General features: G+C 51.1%; 20 protein-coding genes. 9 read left to right on the top strand and 11 right to left on the bottom strand.

Going from position 1 to position 18,291, the window contains the following annotated elements:
• The first annotated feature begins 58 nt into the window (after positions 1–58).
• The 3 genes from HP555_RS03995 to HP555_RS03985 all read left to right on the top strand — a co-directional run bounded on the left by HP555_RS03995 (position 59) and on the right by HP555_RS03985 (position 2,450).
• On the top strand, positions 59–514 hold the full coding sequence (locus tag HP555_RS03995; protein WP_199263902.1) for a Fur family transcriptional regulator: 456 nt from the start codon (positions 59–61) through the stop codon (positions 512–514).
• A 116-nt stretch (positions 515–630) separates the two neighbouring features.
• On the top strand, positions 631–1,131 hold the full coding sequence (tpx, locus tag HP555_RS03990) for a thiol peroxidase (RefSeq protein WP_199263901.1): 501 nt from the start codon (positions 631–633) through the stop codon (positions 1,129–1,131).
• Positions 1,132–1,493: 362 nt separating this feature from the next.
• A complete protein-coding gene (locus HP555_RS03985; protein ID WP_199263900.1) occupies positions 1,494–2,450 on the top strand; it encodes a vitamin K epoxide reductase family protein in 957 nt (318 codons plus the stop codon).
• A 19-nt stretch (positions 2,451–2,469) separates the two neighbouring features.
• Here the strand turns inward: HP555_RS03985 and HP555_RS03980 are convergent, their stop codons facing one another.
• A complete protein-coding gene (locus HP555_RS03980; protein ID WP_199263899.1) occupies positions 2,470–3,753 on the bottom strand; it encodes an O-acetylhomoserine aminocarboxypropyltransferase/cysteine synthase family protein in 1,284 nt (427 codons plus the stop codon).
• Positions 3,754–4,092: 339 nt separating this feature from the next.
• On the opposite strand from HP555_RS03980, the gene HP555_RS03975 reads away from it, so the two are divergent.
• From HP555_RS03975 to HP555_RS03965, 3 genes are all read left to right on the top strand, one after another.
• Entirely contained in the window at positions 4,093–5,055 is a 963-nt protein-coding gene (locus tag HP555_RS03975; RefSeq protein ID WP_199263898.1) for an aldo/keto reductase, read from the top strand.
• 5 nt (positions 5,056–5,060) lie between these two features.
• On the top strand, positions 5,061–6,449 hold the full coding sequence (locus HP555_RS03970; RefSeq protein ID WP_199263897.1) for an ATP-binding cassette domain-containing protein: 1,389 nt from the start codon (positions 5,061–5,063) through the stop codon (positions 6,447–6,449).
• Positions 6,450–6,706: 257 nt separating this feature from the next.
• A complete protein-coding gene (locus HP555_RS03965) occupies positions 6,707–7,261 on the top strand; it encodes a gamma carbonic anhydrase family protein (RefSeq protein ID WP_199263896.1) in 555 nt (184 codons plus the stop codon).
• 32 nt (positions 7,262–7,293) lie between these two features.
• Here HP555_RS03965 and HP555_RS03960 read toward each other — a convergent pair whose 3' ends face one another.
• Positions 7,294–7,590 carry an isoamylase early set domain-containing protein gene (locus tag HP555_RS03960; protein ID WP_199263895.1) on the bottom strand — a complete coding sequence of 99 codons (297 nt, stop codon included), beginning with the start codon at positions 7,588–7,590 and terminating at the stop codon, positions 7,294–7,296.
• 252 nt (positions 7,591–7,842) lie between these two features.
• Between HP555_RS03960 and HP555_RS03955 the strand changes: the two genes are divergently transcribed.
• The 3 genes from HP555_RS03955 (at position 7,843) to HP555_RS03945 (ending at position 10,888) form a co-directional block, all read left to right on the top strand.
• Positions 7,843–9,102 carry a peptidase U32 family protein gene (locus HP555_RS03955; RefSeq protein ID WP_199263894.1) on the top strand — a complete coding sequence of 420 codons (1,260 nt, stop codon included), beginning with the start codon at positions 7,843–7,845 and terminating at the stop codon, positions 9,100–9,102.
• Positions 9,099–10,175, top strand: coding sequence for a hypothetical protein (locus HP555_RS03950; protein ID WP_199263893.1), 1,077 nt, complete (start codon positions 9,099–9,101; stop codon positions 10,173–10,175). The genes HP555_RS03955 and HP555_RS03950 overlap by 4 nt, the downstream gene beginning before the upstream one ends.
• Before the next feature lie 104 nt (positions 10,176–10,279).
• A complete protein-coding gene (locus HP555_RS03945) occupies positions 10,280–10,888 on the top strand; it encodes an FmdE family protein (protein ID WP_199263892.1) in 609 nt (202 codons plus the stop codon).
• A 227-nt stretch (positions 10,889–11,115) separates the two neighbouring features.
• Here the strand turns inward: HP555_RS03945 and HP555_RS03940 are convergent, their stop codons facing one another.
• The 9 genes from HP555_RS03940 to HP555_RS03900 form a co-directional block, all read right to left on the bottom strand.
• On the bottom strand, positions 11,116–11,952 hold the full coding sequence (locus HP555_RS03940; RefSeq protein ID WP_199263891.1) for a spermine/spermidine synthase domain-containing protein: 837 nt from the start codon (positions 11,950–11,952) through the stop codon (positions 11,116–11,118).
• Between the two features lie 120 nt (positions 11,953–12,072).
• Entirely contained in the window at positions 12,073–12,411 is a 339-nt protein-coding gene (yajC, locus tag HP555_RS03935) for a preprotein translocase subunit YajC (protein WP_199263890.1), read from the bottom strand.
• 42 nt (positions 12,412–12,453) lie between these two features.
• Complete coding sequence (gene tgt, locus HP555_RS03930; RefSeq protein WP_199263889.1) at positions 12,454–13,569, bottom strand: tRNA guanosine(34) transglycosylase Tgt; 1,116 nt, start codon at positions 13,567–13,569, stop codon at positions 12,454–12,456.
• A 22-nt stretch (positions 13,570–13,591) separates the two neighbouring features.
• A complete protein-coding gene (locus HP555_RS03925; protein WP_199263888.1) occupies positions 13,592–14,014 on the bottom strand; it encodes an FKBP-type peptidyl-prolyl cis-trans isomerase in 423 nt (140 codons plus the stop codon).
• Positions 14,015–14,168: 154 nt separating this feature from the next.
• Entirely contained in the window at positions 14,169–15,272 is a 1,104-nt protein-coding gene (locus HP555_RS03920; RefSeq protein ID WP_199263887.1) for a phosphotransferase enzyme family protein, read from the bottom strand.
• Positions 15,269–15,766 carry a hydrogenase maturation protease gene (locus HP555_RS03915; protein ID WP_199263886.1) on the bottom strand — a complete coding sequence of 166 codons (498 nt, stop codon included), beginning with the start codon at positions 15,764–15,766 and terminating at the stop codon, positions 15,269–15,271. The genes HP555_RS03920 and HP555_RS03915 overlap by 4 nt, the downstream gene beginning before the upstream one ends.
• Positions 15,767–16,079: 313 nt before the next feature.
• The gene (bioD, locus tag HP555_RS03910; protein ID WP_199263885.1) at positions 16,080–16,781 is read right to left on the bottom strand and encodes a dethiobiotin synthase; all 702 of its coding nucleotides are present in this window, start codon (positions 16,779–16,781) and stop codon (positions 16,080–16,082) included.
• Positions 16,782–16,824: 43 nt separating this feature from the next.
• Positions 16,825–17,622: a malonyl-ACP O-methyltransferase BioC gene (gene bioC / locus HP555_RS03905; RefSeq protein WP_199263884.1), complete on the bottom strand. Its 798-nt coding sequence runs from the start codon at positions 17,620–17,622 to the stop codon at positions 16,825–16,827.
• 100 nt (positions 17,623–17,722) lie between these two features.
• Complete coding sequence (locus tag HP555_RS03900) at positions 17,723–18,187, bottom strand: SH3 domain-containing protein (RefSeq protein ID WP_233249238.1); 465 nt, start codon at positions 18,185–18,187, stop codon at positions 17,723–17,725.
• Between the last annotated feature and the right edge of the window lie 104 nt (positions 18,188–18,291).

Here is an 18,291-nt window from a genome sequence, read left to right as displayed (position 1 = left end):
CCCAGCGCCACTTGAGAATCTAAAGGACAGTTCTTTCTGCCGACTCTAAAAGGATGCTATGACCGCCTTAAATGATGATCAGCTGCAACTGCAGCGTTTTGAACAGATTTGCAAGGATGCGGGCCTGAAGGTGACACACCAGCGTTTGGAAATTTATCGCGAAGTGTTGGCGGCCCATGACCATCCTTCTGCTGAAGCGCTTTATAAACGGCTGAAAAAACGACTGCCCTCTCTGTCTCTTGACACTGTGTACCGTACGCTTGGCACCTTCGATCAGTTAAACCTGGTGCATCGGGTTGAGACACTGGAAAGTCAGGCCCGGTACGAAGCTTTTAACTCGCGGCATCACCATTTTCTGTGTAAAGGCTGTGGGAAGCTTGTTGACTTTACCTGGCAGTACTTTGATGCTGTGCAGCTTCCCGAGCATCTCAGCAATATCGGTACTGTTGACCAGGCAAATGTGGTGGTGCACGGTACCTGTGCAGCCTGTGTTTCATCAGCCCGATCCAGGTGATAATATCGTGCGACCCAGTATTTTAACCGTATTTGCTTTACAGTCATTAGAGAATGATTATTATTTAAAGATCTTGTTTTTTAGACTTTTCACCACCTTCATAAAGGAGATTCACTATGGCTGTCATCACTTTGCAGGGTAATACTATTGAAACCAGTGGTTCACTCCCTGCCAAGGGTTCTGTTGCTCCCGGGTTTGTTCTCGTTAAAACCGATCTCTCTGAGGGAACCCTTGCTGATTATAAAGGTAAAAAAGTAATCTTAAATATCTTTCCCAGTATTGATACCCCAACTTGTGCCACCTCTGTGCGGCATTTCAATAAAGCAGCAAGCGAATTGACCAACACCGTTGTTCTTTGCATTTCAGCCGACCTTCCTTTTGCTCAAGCCCGCTTCTGCGGGGCAGAAGGACTGACGAATGTAGAACCTCTGTCTGTTTTCCGTTCACCGGCGTTCGGTAAAGATTACGGAGTAACCATTACCACGGGACCGATCGCTGGTTTGTTATCACGGGCAATCGTTGTCATTGATACCGACGGTAAAGTCATTTATACTGAACAGGTCGCGGAGGTCACGGCAGAACCAAATTATGATGCAGCTCTTGGCGCCCTGAAATAAAAATTTTATAAATTTTTCTGACATAGCTCCAGTTGCCCGCCCAGGAGACTGGAGCTTTTTTGTTGTACCTGTTCAGGGGCTTTCGTTTAACTTGCTGTCATTCCAGAGTTAAAAGCCAGGAGTATCGTTAAAAGATACTGCTGTTCCACCTCTGCGGTTTTCTTCCAGATTCGATCCGGATTGTTTATCCAATAACGAACCAACCCGCTGTATGATCGGCTCGCTGCATCATAAAGTGGAGGGCTGGTAAGGAAGGTTGACACCGTGTGGAGAATCGTTCATTATTGTAGGCCCGTTTTTTCAGCCCTATTTAAAGCTTGATTTGTACTATTATCCGTGATGGTTGCTCTTTTCCTTACCGCATGCTGAATAAAAAAAACAAAGCGCTTCAAGCGGGTCAACTGGTTGCCCTGATTGCCGGTCTGCTTATTGCCGGCCAGATTGGTTATTCATCCTACCAGGGTACATCCTTTTGCCCCAATGACGGTTGCGAGATTGTAGAAGTGTTAATCAAGGTTTCACCCTTGGTTTTCAATATAATCGGTTTTTTCTATTTTCAGATAATTTACTGGGGATTGCGTGCAGCCAGAGGTGAACAGCGGCGGCTGTCTCCGGCAGTTTCTCTGTTGCTCCTGGCCGGTCTGATTGTGGAGGCTGTCCTCGTCAGTTTTCAGTACCTCATTGCGCAGACGTTCTGTCTTTACTGTGTTGCCATTTTTGGCTGTATCGTCGTGCTCAACTGCCTGCTGGGTGTGAGGCATATACTTTCCGGTGTACTGGTCTTTGGTGCTGCGGCTTTAAGTTTTGCCAGTTTGGACTTTCATCAGGCCATCGCAGGAAAACAGCCGTTTGTTGACGGTGTTTTTGCCAGCCGATCCGGCCTGCAGAAGTATCCGGAACACTACCTCTTTTACTCCTCAACCTGTACTCACTGCGAAAAGGTTATCTCCTTTTTGAAAGACAATGCCCGCATGACGATCCATTTCAATCCCATTGATCTGGTAACCACCCTCAATCTGCCGGAAGTCACGTTCAATACCAGGTACAATCAGACGCTGAATAAGGCTTTACTGACCTCTCTGGGGATTGATGAGATTCCAGTCCTCATGACCAGAACCCCTGAGGGCTGGACGATCCGGCGGGGAGAGAGTGCGATTCTGGCGTTTCTCAGTTTACCTGCATCAGCAGAGACCTCTGGCCAATCAAGCTCAATTCCGGCTGTTCATCCCCTTGTCCCCGGCCTGCCCGCCAGTGACGGCTGTGGTATAACTGAGGACTGCAGCAGGGTTGCCCCCGGGTATCAACAGCCCACTGATTAATGACAGCAGCTGCCGGTGGTTAATTCCCGGTCAGTGCCTGATCCAGATCCCAGAAAAGATCTGCCGCATCTTCCAGGCCGACACTCAGGCGAACCATATCAGGAGTGACACCTGACTGGTGCAGAGCCTCGTCGCTCAACTGACTGTGGGTTGTGCTGGCCGGGTGAATGGCTAAGCTTTTGCAGTCACCTACATTGGCCACATGACTGAAAAGTTTAAGATTGTTGATGAACTGCTGCCCCGCAACCCTCCCCCCTTTAATCCCAAAAGTCAGCACAGCTCCGGCTCCCTGCGGTAAATAGCGGCGGGCGCGTTTGTGGCCCGGGTGATCATCGAGATCAGGGTAACTTACCCAGGCCACCTTGGGGTGCGTCTGTAAAAATTGTGCCACAGCGCAGGCGTTGGCCACATGCTGTTGCATCCGCAAGCTCAGGGTCTCAACTCCCTGTACAGTCAGCCAACTATTGAATGGTGAGGTTGAGACGCCCAGATCACGCAGCATCTGTACTCGTGCCTTGAGGATAAAGGCTGGCGGCCCAAAGTCATTGTACACCACACCATGGTAGGAGGGATCAGGTGTGGTAAAATCGGTAAATCGCCCGCAACCCCAATCAAAAGTACCACCATCGACAATCAAGCCGCCAAGACAGGTACCGTGTCCATTAAGAAATTTGGTGGTACTGTGAGTAACAATGTTTGCTCCCCACTCAATTGGCCGACAAAGATAGGGGGTTGCCAACGTGTTGTCGATGACAAGGGGTAGATCGTGTGCCTGGGCGATTGCGGCTACCTCTTCAAATGGAAAGACGGTTAAACCGGGGTTTCCCAAGGTTTCACCGTAGATGAGTTTGGTTCTGGGCTGAATGGCCTGGAGAAAGCTCTCCGGATCAGCCGGATCGGCAAAACTTACCTCAATACCCAATCGGGGCAGGGTGTAGGACAGCTGATTATAGGTGCCGCCGTAGAGGCTGCTGCTGGCGACGATATGGTCACCGGCTTGACACAGGGTCAGGAATACCAGGGTCTGAGCACCATGGCCGCTGCTGGCCGCAAGGCCACCAATGCCATTCTCAAGATCCGCCACTCTTTTTTCCAGCACATCGGTGGTGGGGTTCATTATGCGTGTGTAAATATTACCGGCTTCCTTGAGAGCAAAGAGCTGGGCAGCATGCTCAGTGTTGCGAAACATGTATGAAGTGGTCTGGTAGAGGGGAAGAGCTCTACTGTGGGTCGTCGAATCAATGGTTTGTCCGGAATGGAGCTGACGGGTTGAAAAGCCGAAACTGCGTTGCTCTGTTGTCATTGTACACCTCGATGACCAGGAGATATCGTTGTTGCCCATACGTTGAGGAGCATCATCAGGAGCTGTTTGGTTGTGCACTGTACCAATATTTCACCACTCTGCAACGAAGACTGTACTGCCGGTGCTGTACACTGTTCTTTTATGCTGCGGTAAAACTAACCTGTCCAATGTACCCACGCTTGTCAATATGAAAACAGCGGAATAACATTTGACGGATATTCACCGGCTTTTTACAGTAAGAGGCCATGTGAACAGGCAGCGTACTTTCAAAAACATCCGGCTGACGTATTTCCCCCGCAGCCGGTATGATATCATGGGGAGCCAAGGGAGTGTGGAGTAATGTTGACCTTCTCTTTTGCAAACGGTGACCGTCTTCCCGCCCTCGGGCTTGGTACCTGGAAAGCGGCGCCCGGAGCGGTTTACACGGCGGTACTGGAGGCGTTAAGCATTGGTTATCGCCATATAGACTGCGCTCCTATTTACCAGAATGAGGCAGAGGTGGGCAAGGCGTTGACCAAAGCGTTTGCCGCCGGTCAGGTGGATCGTCAGGAGCTCTGGCTGACCTCTAAACTGTGGAATGGTTCCCATGGCCCGGAACAGGTACAACCGGCACTGAAAAAATCTCTGACAGATTTAGGAGTCGATTATATCGATCTTTACCTCATTCACTGGCCGGTGATCTTTAAATCAGGTGTTACTTACCCTCGCAGAGCGGACGACTATCTCCCCTTTAGCATTGATTCGTTAAGCCAAACCTGGCAGGCCCTGGAAGCATGCAAAACAGCAGGGCTGGTTCGGCATATCGGGGTATGCAACTTCAGTGTTGCCAAGCTTCGTGCGCTTCAATCCGAGGCAGGAATACGGCCGGAAATGAATCAGGTTGAACTTCATCCTTATCTGCAACAAAATGATATGCTCAACTTCTGTCGCGACAACGGTATTCTGGTCACCGCGTATTCGCCGCTTGGTTCCGGTGACCGCCCGGCAGCGTTGAAAAAAGCTGAAGAGCCGATCCTTCTGGACAACCCGACTGTTGTTCGGATTGCTGAGAAACATGGTTGTACGGCTGCCCAGGTGTTGCTTGCCTGGGCCTTGGCTCGAAAAACCGCAGCCATTCCTAAATCAGTCAATCCTGAGCGCTTACAACAAAATCTTTCTGCTGCCGAACTGGTTATCGATGAGCAGGATATGGCTGATATTGCCGCTCTTGATCGAGGGTATCGCTTTGTGGACGGTGCTTTTTTTACAGGTAAGGGGTCTCCTTATACAGTTGCCGGCATCTGGGATGAGCGCAGGGATTAGCATCTATGCTTGCTATAGAAGACCTTGTGACCGATGGGCTGCATATAGACCGTTTTGCTGTACAGTCCGGTGAAACCTGGTGCATGATCGGTGGTCTCGGATCAGGTATTGAGCAGTTTGCCGGTATCATTGATGGCGAAAAGAACCGGTTGCATGCGGCCACTCTGCAGTTACCCGAAAAAATCGGACTTCTTTCGTTTAAGCGGCAACAGGCGGTTTTCGAAGATGAGTTGCGTAAAGATGACACTGATCATCTCGACCGGCTTGATCCAGGGACACCGGCACGTCTGTTTCTGACTGATGTTGATCGGCACCGGGAGCTTATCGATCGATTCGCGATGACAGAACTGCTCGATCGGGGGTACCGTCAACTGAGTACCGGTCAGGTCCGCAAGCTCCTGTTACTGCACCATATCACAAGAGGAGCGGATCTTCTTGTGCTGGAACACCCCTATGATGGACTTGATCGCAGCAGTTGTCAGGATGTGGACCAGGTTTTATCCGGATTGCACGGGCAGGGACTCACCATGCTTCTCCTGGTCAGTAATACAGGTGATATCCCTTCGTGGTGTACCCACCTGGCAGTTTTCAAGGACGGTCGCCTGGCGCTGCAAGGATTGCGATCCGATGTTTTCCCAGAGGTTGTCGAGCTGTTACGTGGTCAGTCGTCGCTTTCTCAGGTTGCGGTTGATGACTTACGCCAGGAGGCTCAGGTGGTTGATCGAAGCAAGGCCGATATCCCGCTGATACAGCTGCGCAACGGCTTTGCTCACTACGGTGAGATCGAAGTTTTTTCAGGTCTTGATCTCACCGTTAAACAGGGAGATCACACTCTGATCACCGGACCAAATGGCTGCGGAAAATCCACCTTGCTCCAACTTATCATCGGAGATCATCCGCTTTGTTATCGTAATGACCTGACGCTTTTCGGCCGTCGTCGAGGAAGCGGTGAATCCATCTGGGATCTCAAACAACAGATGGGTATTGTCAGTGCCGATCTTCATCGCAACCACCGCGTATCAGGAAGTGCTCTGGCGATCATAGTCTCCGGACTCTTTGATTCCATAGGCCTGTACACCAAACCCAGTGCTGCACAGCAACGATTGGGATATCGCTGGCTCGAACGTTTAGGGCTTGTTGAGAGGGCAGCTGTTCCTTTCCGCCAGCTCAGTTTTGGTGAGCAGCGGCTGATCCTGCTCGGCCGGGCCCTGATCAAGGCCCCCCCTTTACTCATTCTCGATGAACCAACCCACGGATTAGACGAGAATCATCGCATGGCGCTGCTCGATTTTCTTGAGCGTATCGCCGATGAACAACTTGCCACCATTATCTATGTCAGCCATCGACCGGACGAGTATCGGAACTTTTTTAAACAACGGGTCCAGTTTCATTAAACAATGATCTTGCGGACAGGAGGGGTATCGAAATCTCCCGTGGGTCTGCCGGGTTACCATGGGCTGCCGTAGAGATTATGACGACTGAAAACAAGGTCATCTCCACCCTGATCTTGTAGATGTGACGTTTCATTCTTAAAGTAGAGGGGCTGGTCAGTGCCGTTTCCACTGGAGATGGACAACCTCTTTGTGGTACATAACTCTTGACCTGTCTGCCAAGGCATTTTTTCTATGATCATTCTCAACAGGAGGGCCCCATGATACTGCCATACCGTGATTATCAACCACAGGTCGGTAAAGGTGGCTGGGTGGCACCCAATGCCACCCTTATCGGTGACGCAATTTTAGGTGAAGATGTCTCCCTCTGGTTCGGCGTTATTGTCCGGGGGGATGTTCACCGGATTCGCATTGGTGACCGCACGAATATCCAGGACCTCTCAATACTTCATATTACCCAGCATGAAGGTGCTGTACGGGATGATGAAGACGGTTACCCGACCATCATCGGTTGTGATGTGACGGTTGGGCACCGGGCCATTCTGCATGGGTGCACAGTGGGTGATCTCTGTCTGGTCGGTATGGGTGCGGTGATCCTGGATGGAGCGGTTATCGGCTCCGAGTCGATTGTGGGTGCCGGTTCGCTGGTTACACCGGGAAAGCAGTTTCCACCGCGATCGTTGATCATGGGAACTCCCGCCAAGGTGGTCAAGGAGGTCAGCGAAGCCCAGGTTCAGGAAATGCGGGCATCCTGGCGGCGATATGTGGCTCTAAAAAATGAATATCATCGAGCCGGAGTTGGTGATTGTTTTTAAAAAGAGTGTGCAGGGGGTCATTTAACTTCTTTTCAGAGAACCAGGACAGAATTGGTCTCACCATATTCGTTGGGTGCGTAATCGTCAGCCTGAGTGTCGTTAACCCATACCCCACCGTCAAGAACATAACGAAAGCGATATGTATGGCCGGTTGGTAGGGAGAGAGTAACGGAAAAACTGCCATCTTTGAGTTTTTTCATTGGAGTTGCATGCAGTGACCAGTCATTAAACTCTCCCGCCACCACGGCTGTCTCGGCATTTTCTTCGTTTTCATATTTAAAGGTAACACGGCATGCCGCTCCTGTTTTAGAAATACTTTTTTTTAACATGTTGTCTCCTTGCCCTCTCGGGTGAGCAGTGTGTGAAAATATTAGACAGGTCGCTAAGGTAGCAATGTTACTTTATAACAGCTCATCCGTAGGAGCAAGGACTATCTTGCAGGTCAGTCATGAACCCGCAGAGCCGACACAGGTGACAATTATAAAGAGCCAGATCTGTTTCAGGTGGAAGGGTGGAGACTTTCCGGTGTTGTTCCCTTTATCGATCGTTATCAATATTAACTGTTCCTAATTCAACTGGTTATGGCCGAATTTTTGAGTCCGCAGATCCCGGAATTACTCGCTCCCGCCGGCAACTTCGAGAAGTTGATTGCAGCCGTACATTACGGCGCTGATGCGGTCTATCTTGGGGGGCAGAAGTACAGTCTTCGTGCTCGAGCAGCAAATTTTGATGCAGAGGAAATGCGACGAGCCGTGGATTTTGCCCATGCTCGCGGTGTGAAGGTGTATGTGACGGTCAACGTTTTTGCTCACAATCGTGATTTTCATGATCTTGAAGCATACTTACGTCTGCTGCAGGAAATCGATGTTGATGGCTGCATCGTCAGTGATCCGGGAATATTGATTGTAGCGCAACAGGTTGTCCCTGACTTGCCACTCCACCTGTCAACGCAGGCCAACGTCACCAACCAGGCCAGTGCCCGTTTCTGGGCCCAGCATGGAATAACCCGCCTCAATCTGGCCCGGGAGCTGGGTCTGGAGGAGATCAGGGCCATACGTACGGCCACTGATGCTGAACTGGAGGTCTTTGTCCATGGCGCACTTTGTATCTCCTATTCCGGGAGGTGTATGTTGAGCACGTATCTTACCGGCCGGAATGCGAACCAGGGTGACTGTGCGCATCCATGTCGTTATTCCTACGCACTGGTTGAGGCAAAGCGCCCCGGAGAGTACTTCCCTGTGGAGGAAGACAATCGCGGGACGTATATTTTTAATTCGCGTGATCTCTGTTTACTCAGGCAACTTCCGGCTCTGGTCAATGCAGGGGTCAATGCCATCAAAATTGAAGGGCGCATGAAATCCATCGGCTATGTTGGTGCCGTGGTGCGTGTCTACCGGCAGGCTCTTGACTGGCTCAGACAACAGATTGTTTCGGGACGGCCCCTGGACAGCCTTGTGTTTCCCGAGGTTTTCGATAGTGAACTGGCCAAGATCGGTACCCGTGGTCAGACGGAGAATTTTTTTCATGCACCCCCTTCATCCGACGACATGTTGTATGATACAATGAGATGTGATCAACGGTATGTGCCCGTGGGGATCGTTCGCGCCACCTCTCCTCTGCTGGTCGAAGCTCGTCATGTTCTTGCGCTTGGCGATCCGATTGAATGTCTGCACCGCACCACTGTTGAACCAATCACGGTTACCGTTATCAAACTTCAACTTGAGGACGGCACAGTGGTTGACCGGGTTAATCCGATCACCCGGGTTGTCATCCAAACCGATCCACCTCTGTTGGATCTTGAGCCGTACACCCTGTTACGTAAATGTATCACATCCGCATGAAGCCTTATCTGAATATCCCCTTTCTTCCCGAGGACAGGTACGTAGAGTTTCTTACCGGCTGTATCGAGGATCTGGACAGTATTCACTTCAGTTTATTGCACAATCAGAGAAACCTTGACAGCCGTATTCAAGTTGAACCGGGCATTGCCCGACAAACAAACCTTGGTTATTTGAAACGGCTGTCCGGCCCTAAAAAGTATGCCCTGCTCAACAGCCGGTTCTACCCTCCTGACATGCTGCTTGAAAAGGACGGTCTTGTGCCGCTTATTCATGATCTGGAGTACTATCTCGACCATGGAGTGCTTGATGGCCTGATCTACTGTGATCATTACCTGATCCAGGCGCTGGCTGAGAGGGATCCGGAGGTTGCCGCCCGGCTGGAGGCTGTGCCCGGTGTGAATATGATGCTGGATTCACTGCCTAAAATAGAATTTCAGTTGAACTATATTCAAGCAACCGGTTTCAAAAGCCCTGCTAAAATTATCCTTGATCGTTCTCTTAATCGTAACCTCGATGGTCTTGCAGCCGTATGTCTGGAGTTGCGGCAGCAGTTACCGGACATCAGGATAGAGGTGCTGGCGAACGAGGGTTGTTTAGCCTTCTGTCCCTTCAAGTTATCCCATGACGCCTATATCTCCCTGGCCAATATGACCGGCCATGACCATACGCACGCGATTAACTGTTCTCTCGGCTGTATCCGTCTGCTGGGCGAACAACCCTATCGTATCCTGCAATCACCTTTTATCCGCCCTGAGGATATTGATCTTTACCTCTTTCATGTGGATACGATCAAACTCTGTGGTCGCACTCTTGGGGCCTCATTTCTGATCAATGCCATAACAGCCTATCGCAATCGGAACTATAACGGTAATCTGCTTGACCTGATGGACGCCATGGCCTGGTTGGCTGATCGTCTTTATGTCGACAACCGTCTGCTGTCATTTGATTTTGCCAACATACTGTCTCTGTGTGATAATCGTTGCGATTGCTGTGGATTCTGTCAGGAGTTGTTTGCAACCATTACTCATGAGCTCCCCATGACTATTCAGGATCTGCGGACGACTGCAGATTGACATCAGGGTGCCTCGCAAGTAAGGTAGCCGGGTCTGGCAACGCCTGGTATTCTTGAGAAGATTGGCTGGAAAGCTTTTGTTCAAACTTTGAAAGAGCAACCCTTATGGAAACATTTGAAGAGTTACTTGCTGAGTCCACCCGGATCCACGGTCATATCTGTGCTGGTCAGGTGATTGGTGTGCGCATGACCATCGCTGCCCTGGAGCGGATCGGTATTCGCGATCCCAAAGGTGCTGATCGGAAAAAACTGTATGTGATGGTCGAAATTGATCGTTGCGCGACTGATGCCATTCAGTCTGTTACCGGATGCAGCCTGGGCAAACGTACTCTGCGCTGGTTTGATTTCGGCATTATGGCCGCCACCTTTGTTAACCTTGAAACCGGCCGTGCGGTCCGCGTTGTTGCCCGTGAGGAAGCGCGAGATCTATCAGCAGAATACTGCCCTGAAATTGAAGATAAATATCGTCGCCAGTTAGAGGCCTACAGGGTCATGCCGTTGACTGAACTGTTCAGTTTTCAGGAGGTCGGTGTACAGATCCCTGTCAGTGATATGCCGGGACGTCCCATCCGCAGGGTGCAGTGCAGCCAGTGCGGTGACTGGGTGCAAGACTGTAGGGAGCAGCAACTGGACGGAGGCACTGTCTGTCGTGCCTGTGCCGGGCTTCGGTATTATACAGTGCTCCCGGGTACTTCCTCTACATCGCCGATCTAAACGCGTCTCTGCTATCGTTGAGCCCGACGGTCCATTATTGAGAATCGTATCGTGGGTAATCTTCAGGGCAGAGCATGCCTATCGTCTCTGGTCTCCGGTACATTCCACGATAACCGGAGCAGCATCTTTTTAATAGCCGACAACACTGCTATCTGTCTGATCCCCATAATTTTGTAAGGAGTGGTTTGTCAGTTTGGCGGAGGTAGGAGTAGCTGGACGGATAGAGGTCAGCCGAGAAGAGAGCGCAGTATCGGCAGAGGGTTGGTTCGGCGCAATCGTTTAAGAAATCGAGGGGCATCCAGGTTGTAGCGCTGCTGATACTCTTTACTGCGTTTAAGCGCCTGTTTGATGGCAGCAAAGGGAATGGAGTCCGGGAAGACGAGCAGGATTATATTGGTGTGTTGATGCTCCTGCACCTTTAACAGTTGACCACGGCTGGCTGCAGTTATTGTCTGCAAAGCCTGTTGATACATCTTTTTGTGTCCACTCCACAGGTTGACCGCTAAAACCCCCCGGCTATCCAGTCTCGCCAGGAGGGCATGGTACAGTCTCGGTTCAAAAAGGGCTGGAGCCATGGCTCCAGGATCGAAAATATCAAGAAAAATGACATCGTAGCTACTGGTCGGATGAACAGACAAAAATGTCAGCACATCCTGGCAGAAGATTCGTAATCTGCCGTGGCGAGGCAGATCGAAGCAATCATGAGCCACATCAATGACCAACTGCTCTTTTTCAACCACATCAATGCGAGCGTGCGGAAAGAAATGAAGGAGAAAATGCGGTATGGCACCACCTCCCAGTCCGGCTATGAGGAACCGGGTTGGATCAGGATGGAGAAGTGACGCCATGGCCATCCATTGGGTGTAGGTCAGTTGCAGAACCCACGGCTCAGCAAGATCAAGACAGGTTTGCTGTTCCTCAGTGCCGAATTTCAAGATTCGCAGACCGTTTTTGTCGATCACCTGAACCGAGTGGTTGCCGGTGTGCCCGTTGAACACCACCTGTTCCATTGCTTCCATGAAAGAAAAGCCGTAAAACTGATCATCAGCTTTACGGCTGTCCATAAAGAGTTTGCCTGTAGCAGCGGATGCCCTGCAATCCGGTCATTGGACCGCAGCTACTGTAGATATTTACCTGGACATGGTTTTCATACACGATGAAAATCAATTGCACCCTCTCAGGCTTCAGCCTGCGCTCTTGGTCTGCACCTTGTCGGTATCGGTGGCAGAACCGGCGATGGCACTACGGCTGACCTTAATGCGAACATTTTCAGCGATCTCCAGGGTGACAACGGTATCGGTGAGACTGGTGATGACCCCATGAATTCCTCCACCGGTGATGACGCGATCGCCTCGTTTTAGATTTGTCAGATAATTCTGGTGTTCTTTGGCTCTTTTCTGCTGCGGTCGAATAAGCAGAAAATAAAAGACAACAAAAATAAGAATCAACGGAACAAACTGGGCAAAACCAGCCATTCCTCCGGGTGCAGCGGCTGCATCGGCCGCCCAAGCAACTCCTGTCATGAAGTACTCCTTTTTGTAGTTGGTTTGGGGTGTAAAAACGATTTAAGCACGTTGTTGATAAAAAGCACGGCGAAAGGCAAGAAACCGATCTTCACGAATGGCTGTTCGCATCTCTTTCATCAGCGTGCAGTAATAATGGATATTGTGGATGCTGTTTAACTGATACGCCAGAATCTCCCGGCTTTGGAACAGGTGTCGTAAATAGGCGCGTGAGTAGTGGCGGCAGGTGTAGCACTCGCAATTTTCATCAACAGGTCGATGGTCTTGCTGGAAACACGCATTTTTTATAACAACTCTGCCGCGTGAAGTAAAGAGCATTCCATTGCGGGCATTGCGGGTTGGCATGACACAGTCAAACATATCAAGGCCATGGTACACCCCTTCAACCAGATCTTCCGGCGTTCCGACCCCCATGAGATAACGGGCGTGATCTTCCGGAAGATGCGCGGTAGTGGCTTCAAGGATCTCATACATCAACTCCTTGGGTTCCCCTACAGATAAGCCCCCTAAAGCGTAGCCATCAAAGCCTGTCTCCATTAACTGCTCAATTGCTTCCAGTCGCAGATCTGGAAACATCCCACCCTGGACGATACCGAACAGATGTTGACCCGTTGAGTTCTTCTGGACATTCCGGCAGCGTCTTGCCCAACGGGCTGTCAGAGCGGTGGCCCGGCGAGCCGTATCGTAATCGGCCGGGTACGGAATACATGTATCCAGAGCCATCATGATGTCAGCTCCGAGTGCCTCCTGGATATGGACTGCATCCTCCGGGCTGAGATAAAGGCGTGAACCGTCGAGGTGGGAGCGAAAGGCTGCGCCTTCTTCTGAGATTTCGGCCAGCTCCTGGAGGCTGAATATCTGAAATCCTCCGGAGTCGGTTAAAATCGGTCGATCCCAGTGCATGAATCTGTGCAGACCGCCTAAAGAACGGATGAGTTCATGACCAGGCCGGATAAAGAGATGATACGTGTTGCCAAGAATGATTTGCGCGCCGGCGTCAATCAGGTTTTCCGGGCTCATGGCCTTCACTGTTGCCTGCGTACCCACGGGCATGAAGACCGGAGTTTGGACGGTACCGTGGAGTGTGGACAGTTGGCCGTACCGGGCGCCACATTCACTGGATCGGCCTTCTACAGTAAAGGGAGAGACTGTTGTCATGGGCGTTCAGAGTAATCCAGGGTCAGTTCACATCAAGAACGGTGAGTTCAAAATACAGAGTCTTGCCGGCCAGAGGGTGATTGAAATCAAGGGTGGCCGATGTTTTACTGATCGAGATCACCACACCTTGCAGCTCCTGTCCCTGCGGCCCCACAGCCGTGACGATTGCATCTTTTTTCCTTCCCTGTTCAGGTAGTTGTTCCAGAGGAATATCAAGTACCGCATCCTCGGATAGTTCACCATATCCATCTTCAGGTGCAATACTGACCCTGAAACTGTCACCGGTTTTTTTGCCCGCCAATTTTTGTTCCAAACCAAACAGGAGCAGTTCCTCTCCCTGAACATAGGTAAGCGGTTCATCCCCGACATTGCTGTCAACGGTTTCACCATTGTCCAGGGTCAGTGTGTAGGTGATGGTAACGGTTTTTCCTGGACTGATGATCATGATGTTCTCGTCTGGAAAAAATTAGCTGATAGCCCCGCTCTTCCGAGCTGGACAGCCGAGGTAGCTTCAAAAAAAATGTGGCAGCATGCGTACAACGCTATATACCGGCTGATCAACAATTGCAAGGTTGCAGTCCCGGCCGGTTACAATGCCCTTACTGTGGATCGATATCATATTGTGCCAGTAGAGGAAGCAGCCGTTTGTTCAGCGCATGGTACTGTTTGCTGATCGACCGGTGCAGATGAAATTGGACCAGGGCCCGATGCAGGTTGTCTCCGTGCTTCGTGATTTTGAAGTACCGATCTCCTTCTAAGTGGTCGATGAAGAAGCGCAGTCCTAATTCAAAACTGATGAGTGCGGTTGCCGGGACAAGCAGTTCCCGATCGCCGGCTGAGAGAAGATGGGCCGCCTGGTCCAGATATCCGGCCATGAGTGCTTCAAACAGTTCCGGGCGAAAGCGTGTCTTTTCCGGAGTCGTTTGCCACTCTCCCTGAGGGTTGCAGCAGGAACGCAGGCAATCAGCAAGGTCATGAAGGAGCAGACCGGGTTTGACCGTGTCAAAATCAATTAGACTGACAGCTCTGTCTTCATCCCGGGCAAATAAAAAGTTGGCAACTTTGGGATCTCCGTGAATCACCCGGTGCGTGAGCCTGTGTCTCGAGTCTTCCAGAAGAGAAACCATGGGCCGTACGGTTTCGATAAATTCCCGACAAAACTGCTCGTTCTCATCCACCGGTCGCCAGGCCGTGGACAGCTGGTCGTAATGCTCCAGGTATCTGGGGGTGATATGAAAGTCGGGTAATGGATCAGTAAGAGTTTGGGAGTCAAGATTTGCGGTTAATATGTGAAAACGACCGAGCAGACGGCCAATACTGCAGGCCTGTTCCGGTGTGGTGACCCGGACAAGGAGGCGACTGTTGTCAATGTGAGTCAACAGCCGCCAGCAGTGACCGGCTGTATCAATATAATGGTCCTGGCCTGTCGGATTGCTGATCAGCTGGAAAAAGGTGATATTCGGTTCACCTGTCTGACTGAGATGCCTGGTCAGAGCACGAACATTGGCCATGATCATTTCCGCGTCAGTGAAGACCTCGGGATGCAAGCGTTGCAGGATTGCATATTGGCCTCCTGCGATTTCTACCCGCCAGGTGTCGTTGATATTACCCTGTGTCAGCGGTTCAAGGTGGACAAGGTGTCTGTCAGGAAGAAACCATGTCAAGACGTCGACCGGTTGTAGGGCAAAAGAGTGCTTGATCATCGGGGTGTTCGTGGCAACCAGGGTTGCTCTTCGGTGTTGATAGTGTTGAGCAGGATGGTAATCCGGTTCACCACCTCCTCCACACTGTGCTCAATCTCCGGCGACATCCGTTGTCTAAACTCTTCAATCTCCTTGACTTCGATCAGGAAAATACGGATAGCATGAGGCATTTCGTTGGGGAAACAGACATACCCGGTATGCAACGTTGCGCCAAGGGGGACGGTGTGAGAGTTGATCGAGGTGGGGGGGATCAGGATATCATCCGCTGTGACCTCTAAAATGGTACCGGGAGCGATACCAAACCTGCAGGCATCAACAATGATGGCGTTTTCATACCCTCTGATTTTGTCCAGAACCTCAAAACCGGCTGAATAGATACACGCAGTCTGACAGTTGGGGTGCTGACTCCTCAACTGTTCCACAACAACGATACCGGCCCGGTCATCCTGTACGTACGGATTGCCAATACCTATGACCACACATTTATTTTTCATGGACGCACGGTTGTCGGACACAATGAACGGGTAATTCGGATTTTTTTCACGCTGGAGAGGTGTTGGTGATCTGAATACGGCAGGACTATACGTTGTTTTTCTGAAAATAAACCAAGGGTTAATGCCTCAATGTACCTACGCAGTACTGTACAGTCTACCTTGCCAGGTAGTGTACAACTGTCTCAGTCGGCCATGGTTCCGGTAGCCTGCAGGCAGGAGAGTCCGGTCAGCGGTGCAGCTCGTCGCGAAAGAATCGTACACACTGTTTTCAGGCTGTAAAATTCGACGTGAGACCGGGCTGTGACGGAGCCATTCATAGATCGCACCCCGGCATTCCAGAGATCAGCTGTGCCCAGGAGCAGGCTGTGCTCTCCTTGATATTTGCCATCAGGACAACAGTGGCGGGATAGTCATAATCAGCCAGGGCGCGTCTGCTTTCATGCAAGGTGTCCTGGACAATGTCCCGGGGATGATCACCAAAGAGGTTGTACACCAGACCGAGCAGGTTGATGTTTCGATGCTTGATCGCCTCAATGCTTAAACGGGTATGGTTGATGGAACCCAGGCGTGGTGAGGTTACCAGAACCATGGGGAGGCGTTTGGTCGCAAAGTAATCGAGCAGCAGGAGTTGCTGGTTTAATGGAACCAGTAATCCCCCGGCCCCTTCAACTAAAAGCCATTGATACTGTGCCTGCAGGGTGGCCATGGCCTGATCAAGCCTGTCGAGAGCAATGGGTACACCGGCCATGCGTGAGGACAGGTGTGGAGAAGCCGGGAATGGAAACACATAGGGGCAGGTTGTTCCTGCCTGATCAAACTCGGTCAGAGGCTGCTCCATGAGCCTGCGGTGTAACTGAATATCTTCTGAAATTCCCTGACATCCTGTCTGCACCAGTTTCATGGTGCTCACCGACTTCCCCTGGTTTGACAGATAGCGAGCTAAAAGACCGGTTGCATAGGACTTGCCCACATCGGTATCAATACCCGCGACTGCTATGGTTTGCTGAGCCTTCATCTTGAACTTTCCTGTAGTGTATTCGAGGTGTCTGACAGCGGGCTCATCTTTTGGGGCGGGCTACGATAAACATCGGATGATAGGTCAAACAAACCCCCTGCGCACCGGAGAAGCGAGCAGTGTAATCAGTGATAAAGGTGGCGATCTGCCGACGGGTCCAGGCCTGTTGGCCGATGGAGTTGACACCGGTTGCCCGCAGGTGTTGAAGGACGGCAACAGGATCGGTATACCAGAGTGTTTCCCTGGTCTCACCGGCAGCTAAAACGTCAAAACGCTCTGCCACCACGTTCCGGAGCTGGTCAAGAGTACGATAGTTCAGCCCTTTTCCTGCTATGGTGCGGATCTCCCGCAGGTTGTCTGTCCCGTAGAGGGAAAACGCTAAAATCGAGTCAGGGTACAGATGACCGTGCAGTTTTGCACACAAGCCTGGTAAATCATGCACCCAGTGTAAGGTGGATGAGGATATGATCAGGTCGTACCGGTCTGGTAACGGGACCACCTCAATGTCACCCGGCAGGAAGGTGAGTTTGTGTGCATGGGTACCTATTCTTCTGCATACATGCTGCTCAAAGGACGCGACCAGATCACAGAGGGTAAAGTGTTCTATCCCGGGAAATCGCGTCAGGGTTTTTTCTGTAAGCAGACCAGTGCAGCACCCGATCTCAAGAACATCCGCAGGCTTGAGCTCGGGTACGATTTTTTGCAAGAGGTTGAGCAGCCGTGCAGCCACTCGTGCCTGAACAACAGCCTGCTGTTCATAGGTGGCGGCCGCTTTCTCAAAGCGAAGTTTTATGAGTTTTTTGTCCGGAATCATAGAGGACGTGTGCGTCGCGTCATACATGTTGTCTGTTCCCTGCAGCCCATCCGAACAAAGCGATGGGGGAGTGCGACACACCTTGTAGAATCGCTGAGTGTAGTGATGGATCTGTTAGCAACCTTTTTTAAAACCCCCACAGCAGTCGACCGTCTACCCAGCCGGTGGTCCCCTTCTCGTGGAGCACCTGAACCCAGCCATCCTGAGTGGTCAGGGTTTTAAAGACAACCCCGTACCGGGCTGTGGCAACGACTGCGGCATTGATGTTCGGCTCACTGCGAACATTGATCTGTTGACTGGTCCCCCTGTTGGCCTTGACGATCATATGCGGTGTCCTGTCTATCTTTTTATTGTGCACCCACCCGCTCGCCCCCTCGAAATCACGAACCTGCACCCACTCTCCCCTGGTACTGAGAATTTCCACCGGAAATCCCGCATCGAGCTTCCAGATTACAGCATGTTGCATACCCGGTCCTGACCTCATGTTGATATCATTATCAACAATACTGGCCATGTCCACTGCAGCTGCAGCCGCTGGTACACTCAAAACCGCAATCAGAATTAACGTACCCAAACGCCCTATCATTTTCATAGCACAATCCAGGGGAAGATCAGCGGGTTGCTCAGTAAGGACCTCCTTGTTCGTCAGAGGGGACATTGCATGAACCGACCGTATCCGGCAAAAGCTCGCAGAAC

The organism is Desulfobulbus oligotrophicus (genome assembly GCF_016446285.1).
GTDB classification, from domain to species: Bacteria; Desulfobacterota; Desulfobulbia; order Desulfobulbales; family Desulfobulbaceae; genus Desulfobulbus; species Desulfobulbus oligotrophicus.
The sequence above is the reverse complement of the archived record's forward strand: the minus strand, read 5'-3'. Positions and strand labels throughout refer to the sequence as shown.

Excerpts from the sequence above, each read along its gene's own strand:
- HP555_RS03915 (WP_199263886.1), bottom strand. The coding sequence starts at position 15,766 with ATGAAAAATAAATGTGTGGTCATAGGTATTGGCAATCCGTACGTACAG.
- HP555_RS03980 (WP_199263899.1), bottom strand. The coding sequence starts at position 3,753 with ATGACAACAGAGCAACGCAGTTTCGGCTTTTCAACCCGTCAGCTCCAT.
- tpx (WP_199263901.1), top strand. The coding sequence starts at position 631 with ATGGCTGTCATCACTTTGCAGGGTAATACTATTGAAACCAGTGGTTCA.
- HP555_RS03925 (WP_199263888.1), bottom strand. The coding sequence starts at position 14,014 with ATGATCATCAGTCCAGGAAAAACCGTTACCATCACCTACACACTGACC.
- HP555_RS03940 (WP_199263891.1), bottom strand. The coding sequence starts at position 11,952 with ATGGACAGCCGTAAAGCTGATGATCAGTTTTACGGCTTTTCTTTCATG.
- bioC (WP_199263884.1), bottom strand. The coding sequence starts at position 17,622 with ATGTATGACGCGACGCACACGTCCTCTATGATTCCGGACAAAAAACTC.
- HP555_RS03945 (WP_199263892.1), top strand. The coding sequence starts at position 10,280 with ATGGAAACATTTGAAGAGTTACTTGCTGAGTCCACCCGGATCCACGGT.
- HP555_RS03970 (WP_199263897.1), top strand. The coding sequence starts at position 5,061 with ATGCTTGCTATAGAAGACCTTGTGACCGATGGGCTGCATATAGACCGT.
- HP555_RS03920 (WP_199263887.1), bottom strand. The coding sequence starts at position 15,272 with ATGATCAAGCACTCTTTTGCCCTACAACCGGTCGACGTCTTGACATGG.
- HP555_RS03975 (WP_199263898.1), top strand. The coding sequence starts at position 4,093 with ATGTTGACCTTCTCTTTTGCAAACGGTGACCGTCTTCCCGCCCTCGGG.
- HP555_RS03995 (WP_199263902.1), top strand. The coding sequence starts at position 59 with ATGACCGCCTTAAATGATGATCAGCTGCAACTGCAGCGTTTTGAACAG.
- HP555_RS03900 (WP_233249238.1), bottom strand. The coding sequence starts at position 18,187 with ATGAAAATGATAGGGCGTTTGGGTACGTTAATTCTGATTGCGGTTTTG.
- HP555_RS03960 (WP_199263895.1), bottom strand. The coding sequence starts at position 7,590 with ATGTTAAAAAAAAGTATTTCTAAAACAGGAGCGGCATGCCGTGTTACC.
- HP555_RS03965 (WP_199263896.1), top strand. The coding sequence starts at position 6,707 with ATGATACTGCCATACCGTGATTATCAACCACAGGTCGGTAAAGGTGGC.
- bioD (WP_199263885.1), bottom strand. The coding sequence starts at position 16,781 with ATGAAGGCTCAGCAAACCATAGCAGTCGCGGGTATTGATACCGATGTG.
- yajC (WP_199263890.1), bottom strand. The coding sequence starts at position 12,411 with ATGACAGGAGTTGCTTGGGCGGCCGATGCAGCCGCTGCACCCGGAGGA.
- tgt (WP_199263889.1), bottom strand. The coding sequence starts at position 13,569 with ATGACAACAGTCTCTCCCTTTACTGTAGAAGGCCGATCCAGTGAATGT.
- HP555_RS03955 (WP_199263894.1), top strand. The coding sequence starts at position 7,843 with ATGGCCGAATTTTTGAGTCCGCAGATCCCGGAATTACTCGCTCCCGCC.
- HP555_RS03985 (WP_199263900.1), top strand. The coding sequence starts at position 1,494 with ATGCTGAATAAAAAAAACAAAGCGCTTCAAGCGGGTCAACTGGTTGCC.
- HP555_RS03950 (WP_199263893.1), top strand. The coding sequence starts at position 9,099 with ATGAAGCCTTATCTGAATATCCCCTTTCTTCCCGAGGACAGGTACGTA.